This is a genomic window from Pseudomonas sp. OV226 (assembly GCF_003148705.1).
Taxonomy (GTDB): Bacteria; Pseudomonadota; Gammaproteobacteria; order Pseudomonadales; family Pseudomonadaceae; genus Aquipseudomonas.
Window position 1 is genome coordinate 52,839 of the sequence record NZ_QGGS01000005.1, and the last position, 25,499, is coordinate 78,337.

The 25,499-nt window shown below is 56.7% G+C and carries 31 protein-coding genes and 1 tRNA gene; 10 read left to right on the top strand and 22 right to left on the bottom strand.

Going from position 1 to position 25,499, the window contains the following annotated elements:
* Window positions 1–25: 25 nt before the first annotated feature.
* From C7534_RS11485 to thrS, 8 genes are all read right to left on the bottom strand, one after another.
* Window positions 26–382 (bottom strand): MerR family transcriptional regulator, encoded by a 357-nt coding sequence (locus C7534_RS11485; protein WP_003179985.1) that lies wholly within the window; start codon window positions 380–382, stop codon window positions 26–28.
* A complete protein-coding gene (gene ihfA, locus C7534_RS11490; RefSeq protein ID WP_002553164.1) occupies window positions 363–665 on the bottom strand; it encodes an integration host factor subunit alpha in 303 nt (100 codons plus the stop codon). The genes C7534_RS11485 and ihfA overlap by 20 nt, the downstream gene beginning before the upstream one ends.
* Before the next feature lie 3 nt (window positions 666–668).
* The gene (gene pheT, locus C7534_RS11495; protein ID WP_109785846.1) at window positions 669–3,050 is read right to left on the bottom strand and encodes a phenylalanine--tRNA ligase subunit beta; all 2,382 of its coding nucleotides are present in this window, start codon (window positions 3,048–3,050) and stop codon (window positions 669–671) included.
* Between the two features lie 26 nt (window positions 3,051–3,076).
* On the bottom strand, window positions 3,077–4,093 hold the full coding sequence (pheS, locus tag C7534_RS11500; protein ID WP_007905876.1) for a phenylalanine--tRNA ligase subunit alpha: 1,017 nt from the start codon (window positions 4,091–4,093) through the stop codon (window positions 3,077–3,079).
* A 109-nt stretch (window positions 4,094–4,202) separates the two neighbouring features.
* Entirely contained in the window at window positions 4,203–4,559 is a 357-nt protein-coding gene (gene rplT / locus C7534_RS11505) for a 50S ribosomal protein L20 (RefSeq protein ID WP_007905879.1), read from the bottom strand.
* A 28-nt stretch (window positions 4,560–4,587) separates the two neighbouring features.
* Window positions 4,588–4,782, bottom strand: coding sequence for a 50S ribosomal protein L35 (rpmI, locus tag C7534_RS11510; protein WP_002553160.1), 195 nt, complete (start codon window positions 4,780–4,782; stop codon window positions 4,588–4,590).
* A gap of 60 nt (window positions 4,783–4,842) precedes the next feature.
* Window positions 4,843–5,394, bottom strand: coding sequence for a translation initiation factor IF-3 (gene infC, locus C7534_RS11515; protein ID WP_172435341.1), 552 nt, complete (start codon window positions 5,392–5,394; stop codon window positions 4,843–4,845).
* On the bottom strand, window positions 5,394–7,316 hold the full coding sequence (thrS, locus tag C7534_RS11520) for a threonine--tRNA ligase (protein WP_010455934.1): 1,923 nt from the start codon (window positions 7,314–7,316) through the stop codon (window positions 5,394–5,396). The genes infC and thrS overlap by 1 nt, the downstream gene beginning before the upstream one ends.
* 385 nt (window positions 7,317–7,701) lie before the next feature.
* On the opposite strand from thrS, the gene C7534_RS11525 reads away from it, so the two are divergent.
* Window positions 7,702–8,001 carry a hypothetical protein gene (locus tag C7534_RS11525; RefSeq protein ID WP_109785847.1) on the top strand — a complete coding sequence of 100 codons (300 nt, stop codon included), beginning with the start codon at window positions 7,702–7,704 and terminating at the stop codon, window positions 7,999–8,001.
* 292 nt (window positions 8,002–8,293) lie between these two features.
* Window positions 8,294–8,506 carry a cold-shock protein gene (locus C7534_RS11530; RefSeq protein ID WP_007905882.1) on the top strand — a complete coding sequence of 71 codons (213 nt, stop codon included), beginning with the start codon at window positions 8,294–8,296 and terminating at the stop codon, window positions 8,504–8,506.
* Between the two features lie 72 nt (window positions 8,507–8,578).
* Here the strand turns inward: C7534_RS11530 and C7534_RS11535 are convergent, their stop codons facing one another.
* Together C7534_RS11535 and C7534_RS11540 are read right to left on the bottom strand one after the other, a co-directional pair.
* The gene (locus C7534_RS11535) at window positions 8,579–8,899 is read right to left on the bottom strand and encodes an I78 family peptidase inhibitor (protein WP_109785848.1); all 321 of its coding nucleotides are present in this window, start codon (window positions 8,897–8,899) and stop codon (window positions 8,579–8,581) included.
* Window positions 8,900–9,064: 165 nt separating this feature from the next.
* Window positions 9,065–9,370: a hypothetical protein gene (locus C7534_RS11540; protein WP_019649602.1), complete on the bottom strand. Its 306-nt coding sequence runs from the start codon at window positions 9,368–9,370 to the stop codon at window positions 9,065–9,067.
* Window positions 9,371–9,503: 133 nt separating this feature from the next.
* Here C7534_RS11540 and C7534_RS11545 point away from each other — a divergent pair, with 133 nt between their 5' ends.
* Entirely contained in the window at window positions 9,504–9,716 is a 213-nt protein-coding gene (locus C7534_RS11545; protein ID WP_046028234.1) for a hypothetical protein, read from the top strand.
* A gap of 33 nt (window positions 9,717–9,749) precedes the next feature.
* Here C7534_RS11545 and C7534_RS11550 read toward each other — a convergent pair whose 3' ends face one another.
* The 8 genes from C7534_RS11550 to C7534_RS11585 all read right to left on the bottom strand — a co-directional run bounded on the left by C7534_RS11550 (window position 9,750) and on the right by C7534_RS11585 (window position 17,386).
* Window positions 9,750–10,778: a nucleoside hydrolase gene (locus tag C7534_RS11550; RefSeq protein ID WP_046028235.1), complete on the bottom strand. Its 1,029-nt coding sequence runs from the start codon at window positions 10,776–10,778 to the stop codon at window positions 9,750–9,752.
* A 41-nt stretch (window positions 10,779–10,819) separates the two neighbouring features.
* On the bottom strand, window positions 10,820–11,224 hold the full coding sequence (gene rbsD, locus C7534_RS11555) for a D-ribose pyranase (protein WP_109785849.1): 405 nt from the start codon (window positions 11,222–11,224) through the stop codon (window positions 10,820–10,822).
* Window positions 11,221–12,138 (bottom strand): ribokinase, encoded by a 918-nt coding sequence (gene rbsK / locus C7534_RS11560; protein ID WP_109785850.1) that lies wholly within the window; start codon window positions 12,136–12,138, stop codon window positions 11,221–11,223. The genes rbsD and rbsK overlap by 4 nt, the downstream gene beginning before the upstream one ends.
* 58 nt (window positions 12,139–12,196) lie before the next feature.
* Window positions 12,197–13,216, bottom strand: a complete 1,020-nt coding sequence (locus C7534_RS11565; RefSeq protein WP_109785851.1) for a LacI family DNA-binding transcriptional regulator — start codon at window positions 13,214–13,216, stop codon at window positions 12,197–12,199.
* Between the two features lie 3 nt (window positions 13,217–13,219).
* Window positions 13,220–14,197 (bottom strand): ABC transporter permease, encoded by a 978-nt coding sequence (locus C7534_RS11570; RefSeq protein ID WP_046028242.1) that lies wholly within the window; start codon window positions 14,195–14,197, stop codon window positions 13,220–13,222.
* Window positions 14,194–15,747, bottom strand: coding sequence for a sugar ABC transporter ATP-binding protein (locus C7534_RS11575; RefSeq protein WP_109785852.1), 1,554 nt, complete (start codon window positions 15,745–15,747; stop codon window positions 14,194–14,196). The genes C7534_RS11570 and C7534_RS11575 overlap by 4 nt, the downstream gene beginning before the upstream one ends.
* Window positions 15,748–15,802: 55 nt before the next feature.
* Entirely contained in the window at window positions 15,803–16,759 is a 957-nt protein-coding gene (locus tag C7534_RS11580) for a sugar ABC transporter substrate-binding protein (RefSeq protein ID WP_109785853.1), read from the bottom strand.
* 189 nt (window positions 16,760–16,948) lie between these two features.
* Window positions 16,949–17,386: a hypothetical protein gene (locus C7534_RS11585; protein WP_109785854.1), complete on the bottom strand. Its 438-nt coding sequence runs from the start codon at window positions 17,384–17,386 to the stop codon at window positions 16,949–16,951.
* A gap of 348 nt (window positions 17,387–17,734) precedes the next feature.
* Here C7534_RS11585 and C7534_RS11590 point away from each other — a divergent pair, with 348 nt between their 5' ends.
* The 3 genes from C7534_RS11590 to C7534_RS11600 all read left to right on the top strand — a co-directional run bounded on the left by C7534_RS11590 (window position 17,735) and on the right by C7534_RS11600 (window position 19,977).
* On the top strand, window positions 17,735–18,823 hold the full coding sequence (locus C7534_RS11590) for an asparaginase (protein WP_046028247.1): 1,089 nt from the start codon (window positions 17,735–17,737) through the stop codon (window positions 18,821–18,823).
* Window positions 18,824–18,992: 169 nt separating this feature from the next.
* Window positions 18,993–19,283 carry a DUF1654 domain-containing protein gene (locus C7534_RS11595; RefSeq protein ID WP_046028250.1) on the top strand — a complete coding sequence of 97 codons (291 nt, stop codon included), beginning with the start codon at window positions 18,993–18,995 and terminating at the stop codon, window positions 19,281–19,283.
* Between the two features lie 4 nt (window positions 19,284–19,287).
* On the top strand, window positions 19,288–19,977 hold the full coding sequence (locus C7534_RS11600; protein ID WP_046028251.1) for an endonuclease: 690 nt from the start codon (window positions 19,288–19,290) through the stop codon (window positions 19,975–19,977).
* A gap of 66 nt (window positions 19,978–20,043) precedes the next feature.
* Here C7534_RS11600 and C7534_RS11605 read toward each other — a convergent pair whose 3' ends face one another.
* Window positions 20,044–20,409: a sporulation protein gene (locus tag C7534_RS11605; RefSeq protein WP_046028252.1), complete on the bottom strand. Its 366-nt coding sequence runs from the start codon at window positions 20,407–20,409 to the stop codon at window positions 20,044–20,046.
* Between the two features lie 250 nt (window positions 20,410–20,659).
* Here C7534_RS11605 and csrA point away from each other — a divergent pair, with 250 nt between their 5' ends.
* Entirely contained in the window at window positions 20,660–20,854 is a 195-nt protein-coding gene (gene csrA / locus C7534_RS11610; RefSeq protein ID WP_007938114.1) for a carbon storage regulator CsrA, read from the top strand.
* 192 nt (window positions 20,855–21,046) lie between these two features.
* Here the strand turns inward: csrA and C7534_RS11615 are convergent, their stop codons facing one another.
* Window positions 21,047–21,502: a DUF2214 family protein gene (locus C7534_RS11615; protein WP_109785855.1), complete on the bottom strand. Its 456-nt coding sequence runs from the start codon at window positions 21,500–21,502 to the stop codon at window positions 21,047–21,049.
* 524 nt (window positions 21,503–22,026) lie between these two features.
* Between C7534_RS11615 and C7534_RS11620 the strand changes: the two genes are divergently transcribed.
* Window positions 22,027–22,779, top strand: coding sequence for a carbonic anhydrase (locus tag C7534_RS11620; RefSeq protein WP_109785856.1), 753 nt, complete (start codon window positions 22,027–22,029; stop codon window positions 22,777–22,779).
* 70 nt (window positions 22,780–22,849) lie between these two features.
* Here the strand turns inward: C7534_RS11620 and C7534_RS11625 are convergent, their stop codons facing one another.
* Window positions 22,850–23,044, bottom strand: coding sequence for a hypothetical protein (locus tag C7534_RS11625; protein WP_046028257.1), 195 nt, complete (start codon window positions 23,042–23,044; stop codon window positions 22,850–22,852).
* 504 nt (window positions 23,045–23,548) lie between these two features.
* On the opposite strand from C7534_RS11625, the gene C7534_RS11630 reads away from it, so the two are divergent.
* Window positions 23,549–23,800 (top strand): tyrosine-type recombinase/integrase, encoded by a 252-nt coding sequence (locus C7534_RS11630; RefSeq protein WP_109785857.1) that lies wholly within the window; start codon window positions 23,549–23,551, stop codon window positions 23,798–23,800.
* A 112-nt stretch (window positions 23,801–23,912) separates the two neighbouring features.
* On the opposite strand, the gene C7534_RS11635 is transcribed toward C7534_RS11630, so the two are convergent.
* A tRNA-Val gene (locus C7534_RS11635) sits at window positions 23,913–23,989 on the bottom strand.
* Between the two features lie 183 nt (window positions 23,990–24,172).
* On the opposite strand from C7534_RS11635, the gene C7534_RS11640 reads away from it, so the two are divergent.
* Window positions 24,173–25,456 carry an NAD(P)/FAD-dependent oxidoreductase gene (locus C7534_RS11640; protein ID WP_109785858.1) on the top strand — a complete coding sequence of 428 codons (1,284 nt, stop codon included), beginning with the start codon at window positions 24,173–24,175 and terminating at the stop codon, window positions 25,454–25,456.
* Window positions 25,457–25,499 lie beyond the last annotated feature (43 nt).

The window sequence follows — 25,499 nt, forward strand, 5'->3', positions numbered from 1 at the left end:
ACTGGAAGTATTCAAACTCAGAAAATTATTTCTTGAGTACTACCAACACGTCTTCCAACTCGGCAATCATCTGTCGAATCATCTGCTTGTATTGGGTGGTGTCGTCTTTGGCTTCATCGCCGGACAAGCGCAAACGCGCGCCGCCGATGGTGAAACCTTGATCGTAAAGGAGCGCGCGGATCTGCCGGATCATCAGCACGTCTTGTCGCTGATAATACCGGCGATTCCCGCGGCGTTTGACGGGGTTGAGTTGAGGAAACTCCTGCTCCCAATAGCGCAGCACGTGCGGTTTTACGGCACACAGCTCGCTAACTTCACCGATGGTGAAGTAGCGTTTGCCTGGGATGACGGGTAGCTCGTCGTTATGACTTGGTTCCAGCATAAGCCTCAACTCGGGCCTTCAACTTCTGCCCTGGACGAAAGGTGACCACACGGCGAGCCGTGATCGGGATTTCTTCACCCGTTTTCGGATTGCGGCCAGGCCGCTGGCGTTTGTCTCGAAGGTCGAAATTTCCGAAACCGGACAATTTGACTTGTTCGTTGTCTTCAAGAGCGTGCCTGATTTCTTCAAAAAACAGTTCGACCAATTCCTTGGCCTCCCGTTTATTCAGGCCCAGCTCTTCATACAGACGTTCCGCCATCTCAGCTTTCGTCAGAGCCCCCATACGTCACTTCCTTAACGTGGCGTTCAACCTTTGTTCGAGCGAGGTGAGGATGTTTTGCGTAGTGTTATTCACCTCATCGTCATTAAGAGTGCGCGATGGATGCTGCCAGGTCAAGCCAACTGCAAGGCTTTTTCTATCAGGATCAATGCCTTTACCCTGATACACGTCAAATAGCCTGAGGTCTGTCAGCCATTCGCCTGCATTTTCACGGATTACGTCCAGAACAGCGCTGGCTGCAACGTCTTTTTCGGCGATCAGCGCAAGGTCACGACGCACTTCAGGAAAGCGCGATAACTCCTGGAATTTAGGCATTTTGCCCAACGCCACTTCCGCCAGAACCAGCTCGAAAACAAAGACCGGACGGTCGAGACCGAGGGTTTTCGACAATTCAGGGTGGATGGCGCCGACAAAACCTACCAGACGGCCTTCACGTTCGATGCGCGCGGTTTGACCCGGGTGCAGCGCCGGGTGTTTGCCCGGCACGAAAGTGAACGAGTCCAGAGCGCCAGCAAAGCCCAGCACCGCTTCCACGTCAGCCTTGACGTCGAAGAAGTCCACGACATCGCGACCCTGTGCCCAGCCTTCCGGCAGACGGCTACCGCAGACCACACCGGCCAGCATTGGCTCTTGCTTCAGGCCTTCGAGTTGACCGACGAAACGCAGGCCGCTTTCGAACAGACGGACGCGATCCTGTTGACGGTTCAGGTTGTGCTGAAGCGCCTTGACCAGACCCGGCCACAAGGACGAGCGCATGGCAGCCATGTCGTTGGAAATCGGGTTGGCCAGCAGCAGCGGCTCCACACCCGGATTAAACAGTTCGAATTGTTTCGGATCGATGAAGCTGTAAGTAATCGCTTCCTGATAACCACGCGCCACCAGCAGACGACGCAGTTCAGGCAAATCGCTACGCGCTTCCGCTTTGGCTTGCGGCGCCAGGCGAGCTTGCGGGTAACGAACCGGCAGACGGTTGTAGCCGTACAGGCGGGCCAGCTCTTCGATCAAATCGACTTCCAGGCTGATATCGAAGCGATGGCTTGGCACTTCAACGCGCCATTGCCCTGCCCCATCGGCCGAAACGGACAAGCCCAAAGCGTTGAGCAGACGCTCAACTTCGGCCGAATCCATTTCCATGCCCAGCATTTGAGTAATGCGTTGCGCGCGCAAGGTAACCGGAGCGATCTTCGGCAGATGTTGCTCGCTGACGGTTTCGATGATCGGGCCGGCTTCGCCACCGGTGATTTCCAGCAGCAGGCCAGTAGCGCGCTCCATGGCTTCACGGGCCAATTGCCAGTCCACGCCACGCTCGTAGCGGTGCGAAGCGTCAGTGTGCAGGCCGTAGGAACGAGCCTTGCCAGCGACTGCAATCTGATCGAAGAATGCGCTTTCCAGGAAAATATCGCGCGTAGTCGCGGTGTTGACGCCGCTGTGCTCTCCGCCCATAACGCCAGCAATTGCCAGAGCGCGGGTGTGGTCGGCAATCACCAGCGTATCGCTACGCAGGGTAACTTCCTGACCGTCGAGCAGTACCAGCTTCTCGCCCTCTTCGGCCATCCGCACGCGGATGCCGCCATTGATTTCGGCGAGGTCGAAGGCGTGCAGCGGTTGACCCAGCTCCAGCATCACGTAGTTGGTGATATCGACAGCTGCGTCGATACTGCGCACGTCAGCACGACGCAGACGCTCGACCATCCACAGCGGTGTAGGCTTGGACAGATCGACGTTACGGATCACACGCCCCAGATAACGCGGGCACGCCGCCGGAGCCAGCACTTCAACCGAACGCACTTCGTCGTGCACGGCTGGAACGGAAGCAACAACCGGGCGAGTGACCTGGGCGGCGTACAGTGCGCCAACTTCACGGGCCAGACCGGCCAGGGACAGGCAGTCACCGCGGTTCGGGGTCAGGTCGACCTCGATGCTGGCATCTTCCAGGTTCAGGTACTCACGAATGTCCTGGCCCACCGGCGCATCGGCCGGCAGCTCCATCAGGCCATCGTTGCCTTCGCCCACTTGCAGTTCGGCTTGCGAACACAGCATGCCGTTGGACTCAACGCCACGCAGCTTGGCTTTCTTGATCTTGAAGTCGCCTGGCAGCTCGGCACCGATGGTGGCGAACGGGATCTTCAGGCCCGGGCGCACGTTTGGCGCACCGCATACGACCTGAAAAGTCTCCGTGCCATTGCTGACCTGGCAAACGCGCAGCTTGTCGGCGTCCGGGTGCTGTTCGGTGCTCAGCACCTCGCCCACTATCACGCCGCTGAATACGCCGGCGGCCGGAGTAACGCTATCGACCTCAAGACCGGCCATCGACAAACGAGCAACCAGCTCGTCACGACTTACCTGCGGGCTTACCCAGCCACGCAGCCATTGTTCACTGAATTTCATCCTGCTCTCCTAAGAATTCGTTACGACTAGCGAAATTGCGCGAGGAACCGCAAGTCGTTGTCGAAGAACAGACGCAAGTCGTTCACGCCGTAACGCAGCATGGCTAGACGCTCAACGCCCATGCCGAAGGCAAAGCCCGAAAACTCTTCCGGGTCGATCCCGGACATACGCAACACGTTCGGGTGAACCATGCCGCAGCCCATCACTTCCAGCCAGCCCGTCTGCTTGCAGACACGGCAGCCTTTACCGCTGCACATCACGCATTCCATGTCGACTTCTGCGGATGGCTCGGTGAACGGGAAGTAGGATGGGCGGAAACGTACGGCCAGTTCTTTTTCGAAGAACACGCGCAGGAATTCTTCGATAGTCCCTTTCAGGTCGGCGAAGTTGATATCGCGATCGACCAGCAGGCCTTCGACCTGGTGGAACATCGGCGAGTGGGTGATATCCGAGTCGCTACGGTACACACGGCCTGGGCAGACGATGCGGATCGGCGGCTGTTTTGATTCCATGGTGCGGACCTGTACCGGTGAGGTATGGGTGCGCAGCAACATGTTTGCATTGAAATAGAAGGTGTCATGCATCGACCGGGCCGGGTGATGGCCTGGGATGTTGAGTGCTTCGAAGTTGTGATAATCGTCTTCGACCTCAGGGCCTTCGGCGATGCCGTAGCCTATATGGGTGAAGAACTGTTCGATACGTTCCAGAGTGCGGGTAACCGGATGCAGACCACCGGAGGTCTGGCCGCGGCCAGGCAGGGTCACGTCAATCGACTCGGCGGACAGTTTGGCGGCTAGATCAGCCTCTTCAAACAGTGCCTTGCGCGCATTGAGAACCTCTGTGACACGCTCCTTGGCAACGTTGATCAGCGCACCGACTTGCGGACGCTCTTCTGCCGGCAAATTCCCCAGGGTCTTCATCACCTGAGTCAATTCACCCTTTTTGCCAAGGTAGTGAACCCGGATTTGCTCCAGGGCATTGATATCTTCAGCGCTTTGCACAGCCTCTAGTGCTTGAGAGACGAGCGCGTCCAGGTTTTCCATGTACAGACTCCAGATACAAAATAGGGGAAGAGCTTGAAGGCTCTTCCCCTATTTATGACGTTTAACACCTGGCCCCACAGAGGTGAGGCCGGGTGACTGTCGGGGGTACTTAAGCCAAGGTGGCTTTAGCTTTCTCGACAATCGCAGCAAACGCCGCTTTTTCGTTCACTGCCAGATCAGCCAGAACCTTACGGTCGATCTCGATGGACGCTTTTTTCAGGCCGGCGATGAAACGGCTGTAGGACAGACCGTTGATACGTGCACCAGCGTTGATACGAGCGATCCACAGAGCGCGGAACTGACGTTTTTTCTGACGACGGTCACGGTAGGCGTATTGGCCTGCCTTGATTACCGCTTGCTTGGCAACACGGAATACGCGCGAGCGAGCGCCGTAGTAGCCTTTAGCAAGTTTCAGAATTTTTTTGTGACGTTTACGGGCAATGACGCCACGCTTTACACGAGCCATGAGTTACTTCCTCTATTCTTGACTAAAATTAACGAAGGCGCAGCATGCGCTCGACTTTTGCCACGTCAGACGGATGCAGCAAGCTGCTACCGCGCAGTTGACGCTTACGCTTGGTCGACATTTTAGTCAGGATGTGGCTCTTGAAAGCGTGCTTGTGCTTGATACCGTTAGCAGTTTTCAGAAACCGCTTAGCAGCACCACTTTTGGTCTTCATTTTTGGCATGTTCGGATACTCCGCATTCAGTTGATAAACATAATCAGAAGGCCTGCCGTGCCCTGTTGATTACTTCTTCTTTTTCGGGGCGATGACCATGATCAGCTGGCGTCCTTCCATCTTAGGATGCTGTTCGACCGAACCGTACTCGAGCAAGTCACCTTCAACTCGCTTGAGGAGTTCCATCCCCAGCTCCTGGTGGGCCATCTCACGGCCGCGGAATCGCAAGGATACCTTGGCCCTGTCCCCATCACTCAGGAAACGTACCAGGTTGCGCAGTTTTACCTGGTAATCCCCTTCCTCCGTCCCTGGACGAAACTTGATTTCTTTAACCTGAATCTGCTTCTGGTTTTTCTTGGCCGCAGCAATCTGCTTCTTCTTCTCGAAGATCGACTTGCCGTAGTCCATCAGCTTGCAAACAGGGGGTACTGCATCGGCGGAAATCTCCACCAAATCCAGCTTGGCCTCTTCAGCCTTAAGAAGCGCGTCTTCAATTGACACAATCCCAAGCTGCTCACCTTCAGCCCCAATTAACCGAACCTCGCGTGCCGAGATATTCTCGTTGATCGGGGCTTTCGGTGCAGCTCGTTTATCTTGTCTCATTTCACGCTTAATAATAATTACTCCGAATCTGGGCGACCACGCCGGGAAACCGCTTGCGCGAGAAACTCAGCGAACTGGGCGACGGGCATCGAGCCCAGGTCAGCACCTTCACGAGTACGCACAGCGACAGTCTGCATCTCGACTTCCCGATCTCCGATAACCAAGAGATAGGGAACCTTGAGCAAAGTATGCTCGCGGATTTTAAAGCCGATCTTTTCATTTCTCAAGTCAGACTTGGCACGAAACCCGCTTTCGTTGAGAGTTTTTTCAACTTCGGCGGCGAAATCAGCCTGTTTATCAGTGATATTCATGATCACTGCCTGGGTCGGCGCCAGCCACGCGGGGAATGCCCCTTCGTAGTGCTCGATCAGAATTCCGACGAAACGTTCGAAGGAACCCAGGATCGCCCGGTGCAACATTACCGGGTGCTTGCGACTGTTGTCTTCGGAGACGTATTCGGCTCCCAGACGGACAGGCAGGTTAAAATCGAGCTGAAGGGTACCACACTGCCAGACGCGACCGAGGCAATCTTTCAGCGAGAACTCGATCTTCGGACCGTAGAACGCACCTTCGCCCGGCTGCAAGTCGTACGGCAGGCCAGCGCTATCAAGGGCTGCAGCCAATGCAGCTTCGGCGCGATCCCACAATTCGTCGGAACCAACGCGTTTTTCCGGACGAGTGGACAGCTTCATCTCGACGTCTTTAAAGCCGAAATCGGCGTAAACGTCCATGGTCAGCTTGATGAACGCTGCGGATTCAGCCTGCATCTGCTCTTCAGTGCAGAAGATGTGGGCGTCATCCTGAGTGAACGCACGCACACGCATGATGCCGTGCAGCGCACCCGATGGCTCGTTACGGTGGCAGGCACCGAATTCGGCCAGGCGCATCGGCAACTCGCGGTAGCTTTTCAGGCCTTGATTGAACACTTGCACGTGGCAAGGGCAATTCATCGGCTTGATGGCGTAGTCGCGGTTTTCCGACTGGGTGGTGAACATGTTGTCGGCGTAGTTGGCCCAATGCCCGGATTTCTCCCACAGGCTGCGGTCAACGACCTGAGGAGTCTTGATCTCCAGGTAGCCGTTGTCGCGCTGAACCTTGCGCATGTACTGCTCGAGGACCTGGTACAGAGTCCAGCCGTTCGGGTGCCAGAACACCATGCCCGGCGACTCTTCCTGGGTGTGGAACAGGCCCAGGCGCTTGCCGATCTTGCGGTGATCACGCTTTTCAGCTTCTTCGATGCGCTGGATGTAAGCCGCCAGTTGCTTCTTGTCTGCCCACGCGGTGCCGTAAACGCGCTGCAATTGCTCGTTCTTGGCATCGCCACGCCAGTAGGCGCCGGACAGCTTGGTCAGCTTGAAGGACTTCAGGAAGCGCGTGTTCGGCACGTGCGGACCGCGGCACATGTCGACGTATTCTTCGTGATAGTACAGACCCATGGCCTGTTCGTTCGGCATGTCCTCGACCAGGCGCAGTTTGTAGTCTTCACCACGGGCCTTGAACACTTCGATCACTTCGGCGCGCGGAGTGACTTTCTTGATCACGTCGTAATCTTTTTCGATCAGCTGTTGCATGCGCTGTTCGATGGCGGCCAGGTCGTCCGGAGTAAAAGGACGCTCGAAGGCGATGTCGTAATAGAAGCCTTCGTCAATGACCGGCCCGATCACCATTTTGGCGGTCGGGTACAACTGCTTGACCGCGTGGCCAACCAGGTGGGCGCAAGAGTGGCGAATGATCTCCAGCCCCTCTTCATCCTTTGGCGTAATGATTTGCAGCGTGGAATCGCTGTCGATGATGTCGCTGGCGTCGACCAGCTTGCCATTGACCTTGCCGGCCACGGTGGCCTTGGCCAGACCTGCACCAATGGATGCGGCGACCTCGGCTACGGAAACCGGGTGATCGAATGAACGTTGACTGCCGTCGGGAAGAGTAATAGTTGGCATGGCGCCTCCTCTCCTAGTGGTGACCCCTACCAAAGGTCACGTGGGTTGGGATGAGCCAGTACAAGATCCGATCCAGGCCATTCAATGACGAACGCCTGCCTTACAGCGGCAGGAGCCTTGCGGCCAACCGGAAAACCGAACCAGAGTGACTGGGATTCAAATCAGGGTTATTCGCGCAATTGCCGCCACCGGGACTGAAGGTCATCCGGAGCTTGCAAACGCCCGAGCGTGGCATGCTAGCACAGATGAACGGTCGTCGATGCGTACGCGTTCGGACAATGAAGATTTCCACACTTTCCAGGGCGCAAAGTGAACTTGAGATGTACGGGCCACCTCAAATAGGCTGAGAATCGCTACAGACTATCCACCCCAAGGAGTTCCTGACATGCGCGTTATCCGTCTTTTAGCCTTCGCCGCCCCGCTGGCCTTGCTACTGCCACTGAGTGCACACGCCGCCTGGCCAGCCGGCGTGAAAGACCAGTACATGGGAGATTGCACTAAAGCGGCCAGCCAAAGCGTAAACCCGGCCGAAGCAAAGAAGCACTGCGCATGCGGTGCCGACGTTCTGGAGAAGAAATTCACCACGCAAGAAATCGCGCAGTTGATGGACAAAAAAACACCGCCTAGCCAGGAACTGGGCCAGCGCGCCCTGAAAGAAATCTCGGTGTGCAGAGTCCAGAAATAAGGTTTTGCAGAGCTCTTTTTGAGCAACCCAAGGGCCTGAAATGGCCCAAAAACGCTTGATTTACATTATTTACGCAGCTTTTATGGCTTTTTTTACATCCGTTTTTTTAAGCGAAAAGCCGCTTAAACCGGGGCTTCCAGCCATTCGACGCTACGAAAAACATGCATCATGAAGGCAAACAGCACGTCCGGGGGGCTCCCAAAGCGAACATTTCGACTATGATACTCGGGTGTGCCCAGTTGGCCTGAGCAGCACAGCACTACTGAAAATATATGTTTCTTGGAGATACACCATGTCTAATCGCCAAACCGGCACCGTTAAATGGTTCAACGATGAAAAAGGCTTCGGCTTCATCACTCCTCAAGGTGGCGGTGACGACCTGTTCGTACACTTCAAAGCTATCGAAAGCGACGGTTTCAAAAGCCTGAAAGAAGGCCAAACCGTTTCCTTCGTGGCTGAGAAAGGCCAAAAGGGTATGCAAGCTGCACAAGTCCGCGCTGAGTAATTTTCAGCCGCACTAAAAAAACCCCGTCCATGTGGCGGGGTTTTTTATGGGCGAAACAAAAGCCTGGTGCGATCAGCCGCAGTTGACGCGAGTGACTACCCGATTGGCATCGGTGTTCAGGTTCAAACGATCGGAGCGGTACTCCAGGGTCACCATGTCGTTAGGCGACAGGAATCGTGCGTTCTGTGCGCCTGCGCGAGTGCGCGCCTGCTCCAGCAGTTGCGGTGAGGCTGGTTTGCCAAGGGTGAATTCGGCAGCCTTTGCTTCACAGCGGCTATGACCCGTGTCAGTCGTCGTTACAGGGTCCGTTGCCGACTCAGGCGACGTGCTGCTGCAACCTGCCAGCAGAGTAGCGGCCAACAAGGCACCCAATGACGCGAGCTTCCAAGGCATGAAGCCTCCTTTTTCAATAGTTAAGCTGAGATCGTGCGACCGCCGTTCTGGCGATTGGTTTCAAGGTGAATGCCATCACCCCGCCCCCATTTCGGACGAGCGCTGAGTTTGCCTGAGCATTGCCCTGCCCTTTAGCACTCAATCGTGACTGAATATTAATAGCGCTTAATAAACGTCGATGTAGTCATACGGTGGGTTCGGCCAGTTGTCTTTCAGCGCATTGAAGATCTGCATGACCCAGACCTCGTCACTGGCTGCGACCAAGCCTACATATCCCGAGCCTTTAGCCCACGTCTCCAGCCGAAATCTCAGCCCGTCGATATCAGTGCCGCCTACGACGCCTGAAGAAATGTAGGCGATACCGCCCTTGGTAACCCGCAACTGAGTGTGTTCGTCGTCACTGGCGGATGCCAATAACTGGCGCACCGCCTCAAGGGTCAAACCGTCAGGAGTGTTCAAATCGATCTGCACAGCGCGGTCCTTGAAAATTCGCCAAAAACCAAGTGTCGCATAGCCCTCCCCTCATGCCTAAGTCGGAGTGCCAAACACCGCGCAAAAATGGTTAACTCGACATTCAGACTTTCCCGACTTAACGAGTGCCATCATGACCACCGTAAGCATCGACGCCGACATCAAAGCCAAGTGGCAAGACGGGCACAGCTCTTACAGCCCAAGCAGTACGGAAGAACTCGCCATTATCGGCATCGACCTGCTCGTCAGGGACTTGGGGACTGAGGCCGCACAGTCTTTCATCGAACAGATTTTCGAAAAACACCTGGCGGACCAAAAGGCCGCGGCAGAGGCAGGACGGGCGTAAAACCCACAGGCTGGCACCTGCGGGCGGGGGGTTTTACTTCAGACGAGCCAGGCGCTGAGTCAGCAAGTCGAAGAAACCCTGAGCGTCGCCACTTTCGACCCAAAAAGCATTCTTCGGCGCTTTCAGTCCGTCATACCAGTCGACAATGGTTTGGCCAAAGGTCGGGCCGTCGCGACTATCAACAACCACGTTGACTGAGCGACCGCTAAACAGTTCGGGCTTGAGCAGGTAGGCGATGACGGTCGCGTCGTGCACTGGGCCACCCGCAATGCCGTAGTGCTCCATATCGCCTTTGATGTATTCGTTGAGAATATCGCCCACCAGCTTGCTGGCATTGTTGTTCAGCGCGGCAATTTGCTTCAGGCGCGATTCGCTGGTGAGGATTTTATGGGTCACGTCCAGCGGTAGATAGGTCAGCTTCACGCCACTTTTCAATACGACTTCGGCGGCCTGTGGGTCGGCGAACAAGTTGAACTCGGCCACCGGAGTAATGTTGCCACCGTTGAAATGCGCACCACCCATGACCACCACCTCCTTGATGCCCTGAACGATTCCAGGTTCCTGGATCAGCGCCAGGGCCAGATTGGTCTGTGGACCGAGCATCGCGATGGTGATGCTGTGGGGCTTGGCAGCCCTCAAGGTATCAATCAGGTAATTGACTGCATTGCCATCAGCCAGGCCTTTCTTCGGCTCATGAACGGTGATACCCGACAGCCCTTCCTTGCCATGAATGTCCTCGGCATAGATCGGGGCACGTATCAGGGGCCTCGGCGCTCCTGCATACACCGGCACATCTTCGCGCCCCGCCCATTCACGAGCCAGTCGCGCGTTACGCGATGTCTTGTCCAGTCGCACATTGCCGGCCACGGTGGTCAGCGCACGAATGTTCAGTTCTTCGGGTGATGCCAGGGCGAACAGCAAAGCGACCACATCGTCGGCGCCCGGATCGGTGTCGATGATCAAGTCGATCTTGTCCGCCGCCTGGGCGCTCGTTGCAGTAATCAGGGACAAAAGCAGCAGACTCCGGAGCAGATGGTGCAGTTTCTCAGCATAGCGGTTCATGTCGCACTCCTTGTGCTTGGGGGAAACGAATGTAGGCAGCGTTAGAATGTCACTCCCGACACCAACACGATGTTGCAGTACGGCGCACATTCTCCTGTACGAACAATCGCCCGTGCCTGTCGGCTGAGGACCTTGAACTGGTCATGACTGAGCAACTCGCGCGAACCCAGCTGACCTTCGGCATTCAGTTCGTCCAGCACACTCAATGCTGGCGGCTGCTTGCTCAGGATCTCTTGGGCCAGAACATGGCTTTCGACCTGCATTTCGCTCAGCACAACCTTCAAGGTACTGATGAAATCCGGAATCCCTTGAGTCAGCGCCAGATCAATCAGTTCGACGCCTGATGGCACCGGCAGACCGGCATCGCCGATGACGACCATGTCGCCGTGCCCCAGGGAGGCGATCAACCGAGACAGCGCGATATTGAGCAGCGGTGTTTTTTTCATGGTGCTTTGAACGCCTGTACGTCAGACAACGTGGGAATCGAAGGTTGTGCGCCAGCCCGGGTGACCGACAACGCCGCTGCGACCTGACCGAACCGGATCGCTTCGGCTTCGCTGCTTCCAGCGGCCAATGCGGCGGCAAAACCACCGACAAAGGTGTCCCCGGCGGCCGTGGTATCGACTGCCTTCACCTTCGGTGCGGGAAAATGCTCCAGGCGCGAGCCATCGGCGAACAACGAGCCCTGGGCGCCCAAAGTGATAATCACCTTACCGGCCCCCATGGCAACCAATCGGGTCGCAGCGGCTTCAGCCGACGCCAGGGAATCCACCGGCATACCACTCAGGACGCAAGCTTCGCTTTCGTTGGGGATCAGGTAATCGATGGCGGCAAACCAGTCAGCCGGCAATGGGCGGCTGGCGGGCGCAGGGTTGAGAATGACGGTCTTGCCCAGCTCACGCCCCCGCTTGAGGGCATGGCCCACCGTTGCATCCGGTACTTCCAGCTGACAAATAATCACATCCGCCGCCTGCAACACGGCGTCAAAACGGTCGATGACTTGCGGCGTCAGCGATCCGTTGGCACCCGCGACAATGACAATAGCGTTTTGACTGTTGTCATCGACTACGATCAACGCCACGCCGCTGGAGTCATCGACGGTACTGACTGCATCACAATCGATACGCTCGGCCAGCAGCGCCTCGCGCAGTTCTGCGCCATACGCATCGTTGCCCACGCAACCGACCATCGACACCTCGGCACCCAATCGGGCCGCAGCGACGGCCTGATTGGCCCCCTTGCCACCGGAAACCGTGGCAAACGACTCGCCGATCAGCGTTTCACCGCCACGCGGCAACCTTGGCGCCCGGGTTACCAGGTCCATGTTCAGGCTGCCTATCACCACTACTTTTGCTGGCATACATTGCTACTCATCAATTCTGTATCGGCGGTGCTTTTGGTTTAGCGGCTTTTCTATTTCAACGGTACTGGACGAACACACCGGCAAGCGGCGCAGTCGACTCTCTCAAGACAATACTCGGCGTCACAATTCGTTGATCAGTGGCCATATCCGGGGTGGCGATCCTGCGCAAAAGCACTTCCGCCGCCATCTCACCGAGCTGCAGGATCGACTGCCCCACCGTGGTCAACGCCGGGTAAACGTAACGGCTCATCTGGATATCGTCGAAGCCGATTACCGACAATTCAGTGGGTACGCGAATGTTGCGCTCGGCAGCCGCTCGCAACACACCGATGCCGATCATGTCGTTGCCGGCGAAGATCGCACTGGGAGCATTGCGTTCCAGCAAAATCGCGGCCGCGCTGTATCCCCCGGTGCTGGTGAAATCGCTTTCCAGCATGCGCTCGGGATTCACTTCGACGCCCGCCTCGTGCAAGGCACGGCAATAACCGGCCAGACGCATTTGCGCCACACTGGTGCCCAAAGGGCCGCCGATGGTGGCGATGTCCCGATGCCCCAGTTCCAGCAAATGTCGCGTGGCCAGATAGGCGCCGTATTCGTGGTCGATGCGTACCAGGTCGACATTCACCCCCTCCAGCCCGCGGTCGACGATGACCATCGGCGTACGCACGCCGGCCAGGCCTTGCGCCAACCCCGCATCGCCACCCGCCGACGCCACGATCAAACCGTCAATACGCTTTTCCAGCAACACACGCAGGTAGCTGCGTTGCTTGTCCGGGTTGTCATCGGAGTTGCACAAGATGACGCAATACCCTTTGCGCTCGCAGTAGTCTTCGATGCCTCGCGCCAACTCGGCGAAGTACGGGTTGAGGCTGTTAGGAACCAACAAACCGATGGTGGCGGTGGTCTTGGCTTTCAGCGAGCGGGCGACGGCACTCGGCACGTAATCCAGGGTTTTGATTGCCGCCTCGACCTTGACCCGCACTTTTTCGCTGACCGGTCGGGTCTTGTTCACCACATGGGACACCGTGGTGTAGGAAATGCCCGCCAGTGCGGCTACATCCTTGATCGTTGCCATGATTCAGGTCCGCCGGCTTGCGCGTTGACTGCGATAAGTATCCAGCACCACCGCCACAACAATGACTGCGCCGGTGATGATGCGCTTGGTAGGCTCGGTCGCACCGATCTGCGCCAGACCGGCCGCCAATACGGAAATGATCAGGACCCCGAAGAACGTGCTGATCACAGAGCCACGTCCTCCCATCAAACTGGTGCCGCCGATAACAACGGCAGCGATCACCTGTAACTCCAACCCGGAGCCGGCATTCGGATCTGCCGCTTCCAGCCGGGAAATCTGAAACAGCGCAGCAATACCGGCCAATAGCCCCATCAGGCTGAACACCAGCACCTTGTAAGGTTTTGGATTGATCCCGGCCAGACGCACCGCTTCTTCATTGGTGCCAATGCCGATCAGGTAGCGACCGAACACCGTACGGGTCAACACGGCTTGGGCAACGAAGATAATCAGCAAGGCGATGATGAACGACGGCGAGATGCCGAAGGCAATCGGGTTGGACAGCCAGGCGAAGGCATCTCCGATGTAGGCCGTGCGTGAACCGGTCATCTGATAGGCCACGCCCCGGGCCATTTCCAGCACACCCAAAGACACAATGAACGAAGGTATCCGCCAGGCCACGGTGATCGAACCGGTGATGGTCCCGGCCAATGCTGCCGCCGCCATTCCAAGCAGTGCCGCCGGCAAAACGCTCCAGCCCCAGCCGAGAATCGCCACACTGACGGTTGAAGCCGCCAGCGCCAACACCGAGCCGACCGACAGGTCGATGCCACCGATAATCAACACGAAAGTCATGCCGACCGCCAGCACCATCAAATCGGGAATCTGGTTGGCCAGCGTGCTGAAAGTGTCATAAGACAGAAAGTGGCTGCTCAATACCGAGAACAGCGCAATCATCGCCAGCAAGGCACCGGCCAGGCCCAGATAGGTGCCCAGACCGTAGAAATTGCCACTACGTTTGCTGGCAGAAGATGCAGTTTTCATGGAAGGTCCCTAGGCGCCGCTTCATTGAGCAGCGCATCACGTTTTTGGTAGCCGGCAAAAGCGGCGGCAAGCAAGTCATCCTGAGTCCAGCGGTCACGCTCGAACGTGTCGATCAGGCGCCCCGCCGACAGCACGCCGATCCGGTCGCAAATCAGCATCAGCTCGCGCAGGTCGCTGGACACCACCACCAGCGCCTTGCCCTGTCGAGTCAACTCGCCAAGCAAACTGTATATGTCGAACTTGGCGCCGACATCGATGCCACGGGTTGGCTCATCGAACAACATCACCGAGCAGTCACGCTCCAGCCAACGGCCGATCACGACCTTTTGCTGGTTGCCACCGGACAGCTCGGAGACAAGTTGCGTCGGGCTCGAGCTGCGAATACGCATGGCGTCGATCTGACGCTGGGCCAAAGACATCTCGTCTGCGTTGTTGACGAAACCAGCACTGGAAATCACCGGCATGTTGCCCATGGCAATGTTGGCGCTGATCGACTGGGTCAGCAGCAAGCCTTCGCCCTTGCGGTCTTCGGTGATCAGAGCGATGCCGTGACTCACCGCATCGGCCGGCGAACGGATACTCACCACTTCGGCCGGTGACCCCAACGCGATCGTGCCACTGTCGGCGGTATCGGCACCGAAGATCAGACGCAGCAACTCGGTGCGCCCTGCCCCGATCAATCCGGAGATACCGTAGATTTCGCCAGCGCGAACTTCGAAGGACACATCGCGAACCTTATCGGAGCGGGTCAGGCCCTTCACCGTCAACGCGGGAGCGCCGATCTTGCGTGGCCCCATGTCCATGTGTTCGCCGAGCTCGCGACCGACCATCAGGGTGACCAATTGCTCGCTGTTGTAATTGGCCATCGGCTCGACGCAGACCAGGTTGCCGTCGCGCAAAACCGCAATGCGCTGGGCGACCCGCGCCAACTCTTCGAGGCGGTGAGAGATATAGATGATCGACACGCCTCGCGATTGAAGGCGGGTGATTTGCTCGAACAGCATCTCGACTTCGCGCGCCGTCAGCATGGCCGTCGGCTCGTCGAGGATCAGTACATGGCAGTCGCCAATCAGGTTGCGGGCAATCTCGACCATTTGCTGGTGACCAATACCGAGGTCGCCGACCAGAGTGTCCGGATCGATCGCATCGAGGCCGACCTGAGCCATGGCCTCGATCGCCGCCTTGCGCAGTTGCTTGCGACTGATCCAGCCACCGGTACTGGGCAAATTATCGAGAAACAGGTTTTCCGCCACCGACAGTGTCGGCAACAGATTGAGTTCTTGCATGACCATGCGGATGCCCAGGTCTTCGGCCTGGGTCCGACTGCCGGGGCGGTAATCCTGCCCCTGAAACTGCATCTGGCCAGTGGTCGGCGTCACCAGCCCACCAATGATCTTCGACAGCGTGCTTTTACCCGCGCCATTCTCGCCGGTCAGCGCCAGCACTTCGCCGCGTATCAGCGTCAGGTCAATGCCGGTCAGGACAGGTTGAGCGTAGGTCTTGCCGATACCGCTGACCGAGAGGACAGCGTTCGGGGCGCAAACGGACATAAAACTCTCCATGTGCCCGCCCCGACGGGCGAGCACCGTTGTGTCGCCAGAAGGCCTACTTGGTAACCAGTTCTACCGGGGTTTCAATCACGCCGTTGGTGCCGCTGTCGACCTTCTCGCCCTTGATGATCTTCAGCGCAGTCTCGATACCGAACACCGCTTGCCTGGCTGCAAACTGGTCGGCGGTCGCCAGAACGCGACCGTCCTTGAGCATCGGCTTGATGGCGTTGATGTTGTCGTAACCGACCACTTGCACCTTGCCGGCCTTGCCCGCTGCACGCACGGCGGAAACGGCACCGACGGCCATGCTGTCGTTACCGGCCAGCAGGGCTTTGACATCCGGGTACTCGCTGAGGATCGAGGCGGCAACCTTGTTGCCCTTGTCGATCTCCCAGTCGCCAGACTGCAATGAAACGACTTTGATCTGCGCCGCTTCCATCGCATCTTTGAAACCAGCGGTACGGGCCTGGGCGTTGGTGGTGGTGGACACGCCTTCGATGATGCCGACTTCGTCACCGGCCTTCAGTTGCTTGGCCAGGTACTCGCCGACCAGACGCGCGCCTTTGCGGTTATCCGGCCCCACGAACGGCACCGTCATGTTCTTGCTTTTGACGACGGCAGGATCCAGCTGGTTGTCGATGTTGATCACGGTGATTCCGGCGTCGATGGCTTTCTTGATCACAGGAACCATGGCTTTGGAATCCGCCGGAGCGATGACCAGTGCATTGACTTTGGCCAGGATCATTTGCTCGACGATGCGTGTCTGGCCAGCGGTATCCGTTTCGTCTTTGATGCCGTTGGAGATCAACTCGAATTCGCCGGAATGGTCTTTCTGGTAGGCCTTGGCGCCATCTTCCATGGTCAGGAAGAATTCGTTGGCCAGGGACTTCATGACCAGCGCGACTTTGGGTTTTTCAGGAGACTCGGCGAATGCCGATGAGACAGGCAGTGCAGCGGATGCGACAGCCAGCATAGCGACAGCAAGAAGACGTCCAGCGAATGGCAGCTTCATGGGTTCACTCCGATCTTATGATTATTGTGAGCAGTGCTTGCGCTGGAGTAACGCCTGGACCCCAATCGTCAGGAGTCAGACTGCGAACAGGGTCGCGCAAACGTTTGCGTAGACCGAACTATGCGAATCCTGCCAGGATTTGTCAACGAGCTGTTTGGCGTCTTCGCAAACAAAACCTCCCCCTCCACGTTACGCAGTGGTGCTGATCAGGCCACCCGTACTGGAGTCCTTGGCCAGCTCTTTCACCAGATTACCCGTCACTTGTGACAGCGCTCCGGTGGTGTCGGCGATCTGTCCCTGGATCGACATGACCGCTGTGGCCTTGGCTTCCGGCGTCGGATAAGTCGCTGCCTGAGCGGCGGCCAATTGCTGCTGTTGTTCGCGCAGTTGCTGTTGCAGTTCCTGCATACGCTTGAGCAGCGTTTGCACCGCAATACTTTGGGTGCTGCCGCCTTCGGACTTGGCTTCGGCGCCCTGCGTTCCGCCACCGGTTCGAACCTGGTTGTCGCGGCCCTCTTCCTTATCCAGAACCGCTGTCGAGGCATCTGCCGTCACTTCGATCGTTGACGGGGATTTGCCACCGATGGTGATCGCGCCTGCATTTGGAAAACCGATAGAGAAGGACACGTTAACTCCTGTAAGAAAAATAACCTTTCAGGGGCATCGACCTGCGCGAGGTTTTCTTTAGCACTGATTGCAGATCTGGCAAGGCGAATTTGCCAGCAAAAGTCGTAGGCATTTTCGGAGAGCCGAACGCAAACGCACACCACATTCGGAAACCCGGACAACATGACGTTTAACATGCATCAGACTAAAAACAATTACCTATATAAATCATAAGGTTAGATATTTTTTTTTATCGACGTTTGACTGGTACAGATCCTGCTCTTCACCCATACCCCCGGCGTTCAGATCTGCCAGGGGCGCATCTAGATGAACTTGCATCAGCACCGTCTCACTACTAGAGAGAAAATAATGAAATCTGCTTTCAATACTTTTATTCCGGGCGCTTTGGCCCTCTTGCTCCTCCTGCCTGCTGCCCTTCAAGCAAAAGAAGTCGAAACCAAACAGAAGCTGGCGAACGTGGTCATCCTGGCCACTGGCGGCACCATTGCCGGCGCAGGCGCGAGCGCCGCGAACAGCGCAACTTACCAGGCGGCAAAAGTTGGCATCGAACAGTTGATTGCCGGTGTTCCGGAACTGAGCCAATTGGCTAATGTTCGTGGCGAGCAAGTCATGCAGATCGCCTCGGAAAGCATCACCAATGACAACCTGCTTCAGTTGGGCCGTCGCGTGGCCGAACTGGCCGACAGCAAAGACGTCGATGGCATCGTGATCACCCACGGCACCGATACCCTGGAAGAAACTGCTTACTTCCTGAACCTGGTGGAAAAAACCGACAAGCCGATCATCGTCGTCGGCTCCATGCGTCCAGGCACTGCGATGTCGGCCGACGGCATGTTGAACCTGTATAACGCCGTCGCCGTCGCCAGCAGCAAAGAAGCGCGCGGCAAAGGCGTCCTGGTGACCATGAACGACGAGATCCAGTCGGGTCGCGACGTCAGCAAGATGATCAACATCAAGACGGAAGCGTTTAAAAGTGCCTGGGGTCCGTTGGGCATGGTGGTTGAAGGCAAGTCCTACTGGTTCCGCCTGCCGGCCAAGCGTCACACCATGGATTCGGAATTCGACATCAAAACCATCAAGAGCCTGCCTGACGTAGAAATCGCCTATTCCTACGGCAACGTCAGCGACACGGCCTACAAGGCACTGGCACAGTCCGGCGCCAAAGCAATCATCCATGCCGGTACTGGCAATGGTTCGGTTTCCTCTCGCGTGGTTCCAGCCCTGCAAGCCCTGCGCAAGGACGGCGTTCAAATCATTCGTTCGTCTCACGTGAACGCTGGCGGTTTCGTCCTGCGTAACGCCGAACAGCCTGACGACAAATACGACTGGGTTGTCGCGCACGATTTGAACCCGCAAAAAGCCCGCATCCTGGCCATGGTTGCACTGACCAAGACCAACGACAGCAAAGAGCTGCAACGGATGTTCTGGGAATATTAATTCGCCCTCGCCCGACCGGTTCTGGTCGGGCACTTTATTCACCACTCGTCAGCGTTGACGAGTGGTTAACGCCCTCCGCAAAACGCCGACAAAAAAATTTCCCTCTTCCTACACCAAATGGAAAAAACCACTGTCAGAGGATTTTCTTGAATTTTAAGCAGTTGCGAAAATGCTTACAGTTAAATACTGTATGCACGTACAGCTTAATAAGGATAATCCCGTGGCTACCACCTCCACCTCTCCTGGCACCTATGAACGCATGGGCATGCGCGTTCAGAAAATCATCAATTCCCCCACCGCTCAAAAAGCCAAAGCCGCACTGATCTTCCGCCTGCCGGATGAACCCGTGGATGAGTGGGAGCAATTGCTCGAAGAAATCGACGAGAACGACAACGTCACCCTCGCCTATCGCGACGATGGCGGCGTGCAGATTTTCTGGGTTGTGCCGAAGGAAGATTGAGTCAATGAGCGTCCGCTGGTTTGCTTTGCTGTTTTTGTTCATCACCTTCGGCGCCCAGGCCGCCGCCCCACGCACTTTCAATGAAGCCAAAAAAGTCGCCTGGAAGCTGTACGCACCGCAATCCACCGAGTTTTATTGCGGTTGCAAATACACCGGCAACAAGGTGAACCTGGCGGCCTGTGGTTATGTGCCACGCAAAAATGCCAAACGCGCGGCTCGCATCGAGTGGGAGCACATTGTCCCTGCGTGGCAGATCGGCCATCAGCGCCAGTGCTGGCAGGAAGGCGGACGCAAGAACTGCACCCGTTACGATCCGGCTTACCAGAAGGCCGAAGCCGATTTGCACAACCTGGTGCCGAGCATTGGCGAAGTGAATGGCGATCGCAATAACTTCAGTTTTGGTTGGTTGCCGGTGCAGACCGGTCAATATGGCTCGTGCTTGACCCAAGTCGACTTCAAGGCAAAGAAGGTCATGCCCCGCCCATCCATTCGCGGCATGATCGCCCGGACTTATTTTTACATGAGCAAGCAATACGGCTTGAGCCTGTCGAAACAGGATCGTCAACTGTACGAAGCCTGGAACAAGACCTATCCGGTGGAAGCCTGGGAACGTCAGCGCAACCAAAGCGTGGCGTGCGTCATGGGTCGCGGCAATGAGTTTGTCGGGCCGGTGGACATGAAAGCCTGCGGTTGATAGCGGCTGAAAAACAAAAGGCCTCGGTGTAATACCCGAGGCCTTTTTTATTTCTATCTGCCACTGTCACTGAGCCAAAGGATGCTCAAGCACCAGCAATTCGATGTTCTGCTTCTTGGCCCGAACCAGCGCCGCCGCCACCTCTGACTGCTTGGCCTCGGCCTCGGCTTTCGAGCTGAATGGCCCCATCAGAATGCGCGTCTTGCCATTTTCCATGATGACGTTGGAAACGAAGCTATGCTCGATCAACCAGCCGCTCAGATCGCTGACAGCCTGGGTTGTTTCGCCTCGCACCTCGAGATCCCATTGCGGCCCGGTAGCCGTTACTGGAGCGGAAACGACTGCCGGCTTAGGCTTTTGAGCGTCAACCCCCTTACCCTCACCGCACCCAGCCAACGCCAGTACAGCGAATACCAAGACCATTTTGCGCACAACGGTTCCCTCTGAATGCCGAAAGCGGCGATTTTAACACCCATGAATACTTCTCGAGTGCCGCAAAATGGACTCAAAACAACGAGAATGATGATGGCAGCCTCTGTATAGTTACGCCTTGGGAATTAATGCAGCATCTGCGCGTCAGAAAGAGGCACCCAAACCGTGAGACTTCGCACTAATCTATACATAACACCGACCTCTGCACTGTTCGAATCAGGTGCCCTACCAAGCAATCAAGGAGAAGACCATGCTGATACTCACCCGCAAAGTCGGTGAAAGCATAAACATCGGTGACGACATTACGATCACCATCCTGGGCGTGAGCGGCCAGCAAGTCAGGATTGGCATCAACGCTCCGAAAGACGTTGCAGTGCATCGTGAAGAAATCTATCAGCGCATTCAGGCTGGCCTCACCGCGCCAGACAAGCCACAAACTCCCTGAATCCTGTTGCAGTCAGTAGCCAGCCCGTTCGCCCTGAACATCGGCTGGCTAAAGATTCGGGCGCTGTAGTGCCCGCCGTTTAATTGCTCACCCTCTCCCCTCCCGGCAAGACGTCGATACTACCGGCATGTCACATGCCATGGCTGTCAGACATTTCTGAATAAACCCGAGGAAGGACCTGATCGCACCCGCTTAACCAAACGTCACCCCGCGCGCCATACCCGTCGCAGCAATGACCATCAGCAACACCAGCAGCGCTTCGATGTGACTGAAACGGGCAAGCAGTTTTGCGCGCCCGGCATCGATCGCCGCACCACGGCCAAGCGCAATTCGCCATTTGATCAGCGTCACCATGGGTGCGACTTCTAGCAGCAGGATAAGCACGAAGAGCGTCATCTTGAGATGAAACAGTGGCTGGTGCAGGTAATAATCGGTGCCTTTCTCGTATCCGCCAAAGGCCCGCATTCCACCGCTGACCAAGAGGATGACTGCGCTGATCCCCCATAGGTTATCGGCCATCAGTACGCGACGCACCTCCCCCGTCCCGGCCGCCAAGCGACTGAACGCCGTCCCTCGGGTCAAAACCGCCCAGAAGCCCAGCGCAAAAGCCAGCAGGTGAATTGCTGCAAGTGACCAATGAGCCAGCATTGATATACCCCCGTCAGACCGAGTTTGAGTTTGGCCAGTCAGTAGTAGCCCAAAAAACCGGGACTTGCCCGATTTGAGCGCAGGGCGCTTTATCAGGGATTGAGTCAATGGATCGTCAAATAGCGTTGCTGCCGGGGATAGGCGCAACAGCAGTTCGAAGGTGCGAGACAAATCTCAGGCAAAAAAAATCCCAAGCAGCTGATGGAAGCTTGGGACTTAAAAATGCATAAACCGTGGTGGTGAACGCGGGGCGAATAATATCCCAACGGCTTACTTGTAACAATATATTTTAGGTCACTAGTTGGTTAAAAAATATCGTAACCCATTAAATATCCACAATTTTTTTATGGACCCTTGGAAGGTTCCAGCTGAAACAAACCATCACCCGCCATACCCGCAGGCCTGAATATGACGCCAGAAACATAACGTCACAGACCGTCTAGACTCCACCCATCAAGAGCTGAAGGTTTCTGCTCGCTTTTGACAGCAAGCCCTTCCTCCCAATTCACCTGAGTACACAAGCCATGTGTGAATCATGTGATTCAAATTCGCTTCAAAAAACGAGTGGCCGCCGTAAGTTCCTTCAGCTTGCCGGACTTAGCGCAGGAGCACTGTTGTTGGCTGGCGCCTTGCCTGGCCAACTCCTCCACGCTGCGGAGAAAACGGCGCCACCCCCAAAACCGCAAAACGCAATCAACCCCGACATGGCCCTTCAAAGGCTTATGGAGGGAAACGAACGGTATGTTTCGGGCACTTCCAAGACGCATGACTTCAAAGCCGAACGAGAAGCCTTGGTCTCAGGCCAGAACCCGTTCGTGTCGGTGCTCAGTTGCTCTGACTCTCGCATCGCCCCCGAGTACGCTTTCGACACTGCACGCGGAGATCTTTTCTCCATACGTGTCGCCGGTAACTTCGTTACTGATGAAGGCCTGGCAAGCCTTGAGTACGCAATCGCGGTGCTCGGCTCACCGCTGATTCTCGTGCTCGGGCATGAAGACTGCGGCGCTATCAATGCAGGTATAAAAGCAGTAAAAGATCAAACCGTTTTCCCCGGCCACATCCCAAAACTGACTGATGCACTCAAGGCTTCTATCGAGAAAGTGCTAAAAGAATCAGGGAGTCTTCCTGCCAACGCTGTAGCCCAAAATGTCAAAGACTCGGTCAACAAACTCAAAAACGCCTCACCCATTCTGACTGATGCCCTCAGCAAAGGTACGTTGAAAATAGTGGGCGGCATCTATCGCCTGGCGAGCGGAAAGGTAGACCTGGTCGCCTGACTCAGAATACCCATCGCCTGTCGTTGAGATAGCCAGAAACAAGGAGCCCAGCGCAAAGGCTGGGCTCAAGTTATTTTCTGTTGTCCATCATCTTGTCGGCGAGAGCCTTAGCCCTTTCAATCAACAGGTTCTGCCTGTCCTCATGAGTAGCCCCTCCTACGACCGGGGCCGTCAGGTTGCTTTCGGCAATCAACGCAGCGCAGAAGTACTGATCCCAAACAGCCCTGCCTTCAAATGCCTGCCTTTTCATTTCGTCGGCGATCATATGCGGCTCCTTTTGGTGAGGTAGCACTACTATCTTACGCCCGAATCACGAATAACTTGCGCCGCTGAAAGCCCCTTATCAACAACCCACTCGTCGAATGAAATTAGAATGCGCACAATTCCAAGCGCTGGTCCGGCACTGCTGTTTTGGGAGATGTGCCTACCCGCATTCCAGCAGCGGCAGATCGACCAGCCTCCTGTCGCGTGGGTATCGTCCAGTCCAAGACTCTTCGATCATTGCGCGCCCGTCTGCCACCTGCGCCACCCGACCCGTCGCCGGCCTGCACCTCGCCTTCAGCGATTAGAGCAGAAGGGTGAGCAACAAAGGCCGAACTGGCATTTGCAATCGCTCTCCAGCAGCGGACTTGCTTGCGCGGAAATAGGTAGCCAACGCTGCCAACGCCAAGCTGCTTCCGCTACTGACTGACGACGGGGCGTTGCTGGCGATGCTCACCGGTGACGCCGCACCGAAGTTCAGCGGCCGCCTGGAGCGTTTCAAAAAGGAATGGCTGACCAAGTCTTCGCCCAGCCGCAGGACGATTCGAAGGCCTACGAGAACGTGCCGGCCGGTGAGCGCCCCACCTTTCACGAGATACGCGCACTCGGCGCCAGGCTGTACGTACAGCAGGGTTTCGAGCAGGAATACATTCAGGGCTTGATGGGGCACGCTGACGTAAAGATGACCGAGCACTACCAGGCAGGGCACGGCGATGATGCGGTGGCTTATATGAAGGTCAAAGCCGACCTGAAGGTGTAGCGCGGTGGTCGTTTGCCCAAAATATTCCCACAGCTTGCCCAAACACAGACAACAAAAAAGGGCCCACCTTTCGGTGAGCCCCTCTAGACCGCCCAGCAGAGCGGATTTTGTTTGGTAGGCGCGATTGGACTCGAACCAACGACCCCCACCATGTCAAGGTGGTGCTCTAACCAACTGAGCTACGTGCCTGCTGTGAGGCGGCATTCTACGGAATTCCGGAGGGGTGTCAACACCTTTTTTCGAGCTAACCCTATGAATATGCAAAATATTTAATTTTGCTGCCGTGAAGCAGAATTTCCGGTGGCTGGCGGTCGATTTTTAACTCGGGTAGGATCAATGCACTCGTAAAATATATTAAACAGAGGCAGCAGGATGGCGAACATTCCCTACCCAGAGTCCTATTACGCCGCATCGGCCAATGCGGTCCCGCCGCGTCCGGCCTTGCAGGGCGAAGTAGAGACCGATGTCTGCGTAATTGGCGCCGGCTACACCGGCCTGTCCTCTGCCCTGTTTCTGTTGGAGAGCGGTTTTAAAGTCACGGTCCTGGAAGCGGCCAAGGTGGGTTTTGGTGCGTCGGGCCGTAACGGCGGCCAGATCGTCAACAGCTATAGCCGTGACATCGACGTGATCGAGCGCAGCGTCGGCCCCAAGCAGGCTCAACTGCTGGGACAGATGGCGTTCGAGGGCGGTCGGATTATTCGTGATCGGGTCGCCAAATATAATATCCAGTGCGACTTGAAGGACGGCGGCGTGTTCGCGGCCATCACCGCCAAGCAGATGGGTCATCTGGAATCGCAGAAGCGTCTGTGGGAACGTTTTGGTCACACGCAGCTTGAGCTGATGGATCAACGCCGCATCCGTGAGGTCGTGAACTGCGATCAGTATGTCGGCGGCATGCTCGACATGAGTGGCGGGCACATTCACCCGCTCAACCTGGTGCTGGGCGAGGCAGCGGCTGTTGAGTCGCTGGGCGGCACGGTCTATGAGCAGTCGCCAGCGGTGCGCATCGAGCGCGGCGCCAATCCGGTGGTGCATACGCCACAGGGCAAGGTCAGGGCCAAGTTCATCATCGTCGCCGGCAACGCTTATCTCGGTAATCTGGTGCCGGAACTGGCGGCCAAGTCGATGCCTTGTGGAACCCAGGTCATCACCACCGAACCGTTGGGTGACGAATTGGCGAAAAACCTCCTGCCACAGGATTACTGTGTCGAGGACTGCAATTACCTGCTCGACTATTACCGCCTCACGAGCGACAAGCGGCTGATCTTCGGCGGCGGCGTGGTGTATGGCGCGCGCGATCCGGCGAACATCGAGGCGATCATTCGGCCGAAGATGCTCAAGGCGTTCCCGCAGCTCAAGGACGTGAAAATCGACTACGCCTGGACGGGCAACTTCCTGCTGACCCTGTCGCGTCTTCCGCAGGTCGGACGACTGGGGGACAACATTTACTATTCCCAAGGCTGTAGCGGTCATGGCGTGACGTACACGCACCTGGCAGGCAAGGTGTTGGCCGAAGCGTTGCGCGGTCAGGCCGAGCGTTTCGATGCGTTTGCTGATCTGCCGCACTATCCGTTCCCCGGCGGACAATTGCTGCGCACACCGTTTGCGGCGTTAGGCGCCTGGTACTACGGGCTGCGGGACAAATTCGGGTACTAAGCAACACTGCAATACTTTGTCGAAGCGAGCCTGCTCGCGATAG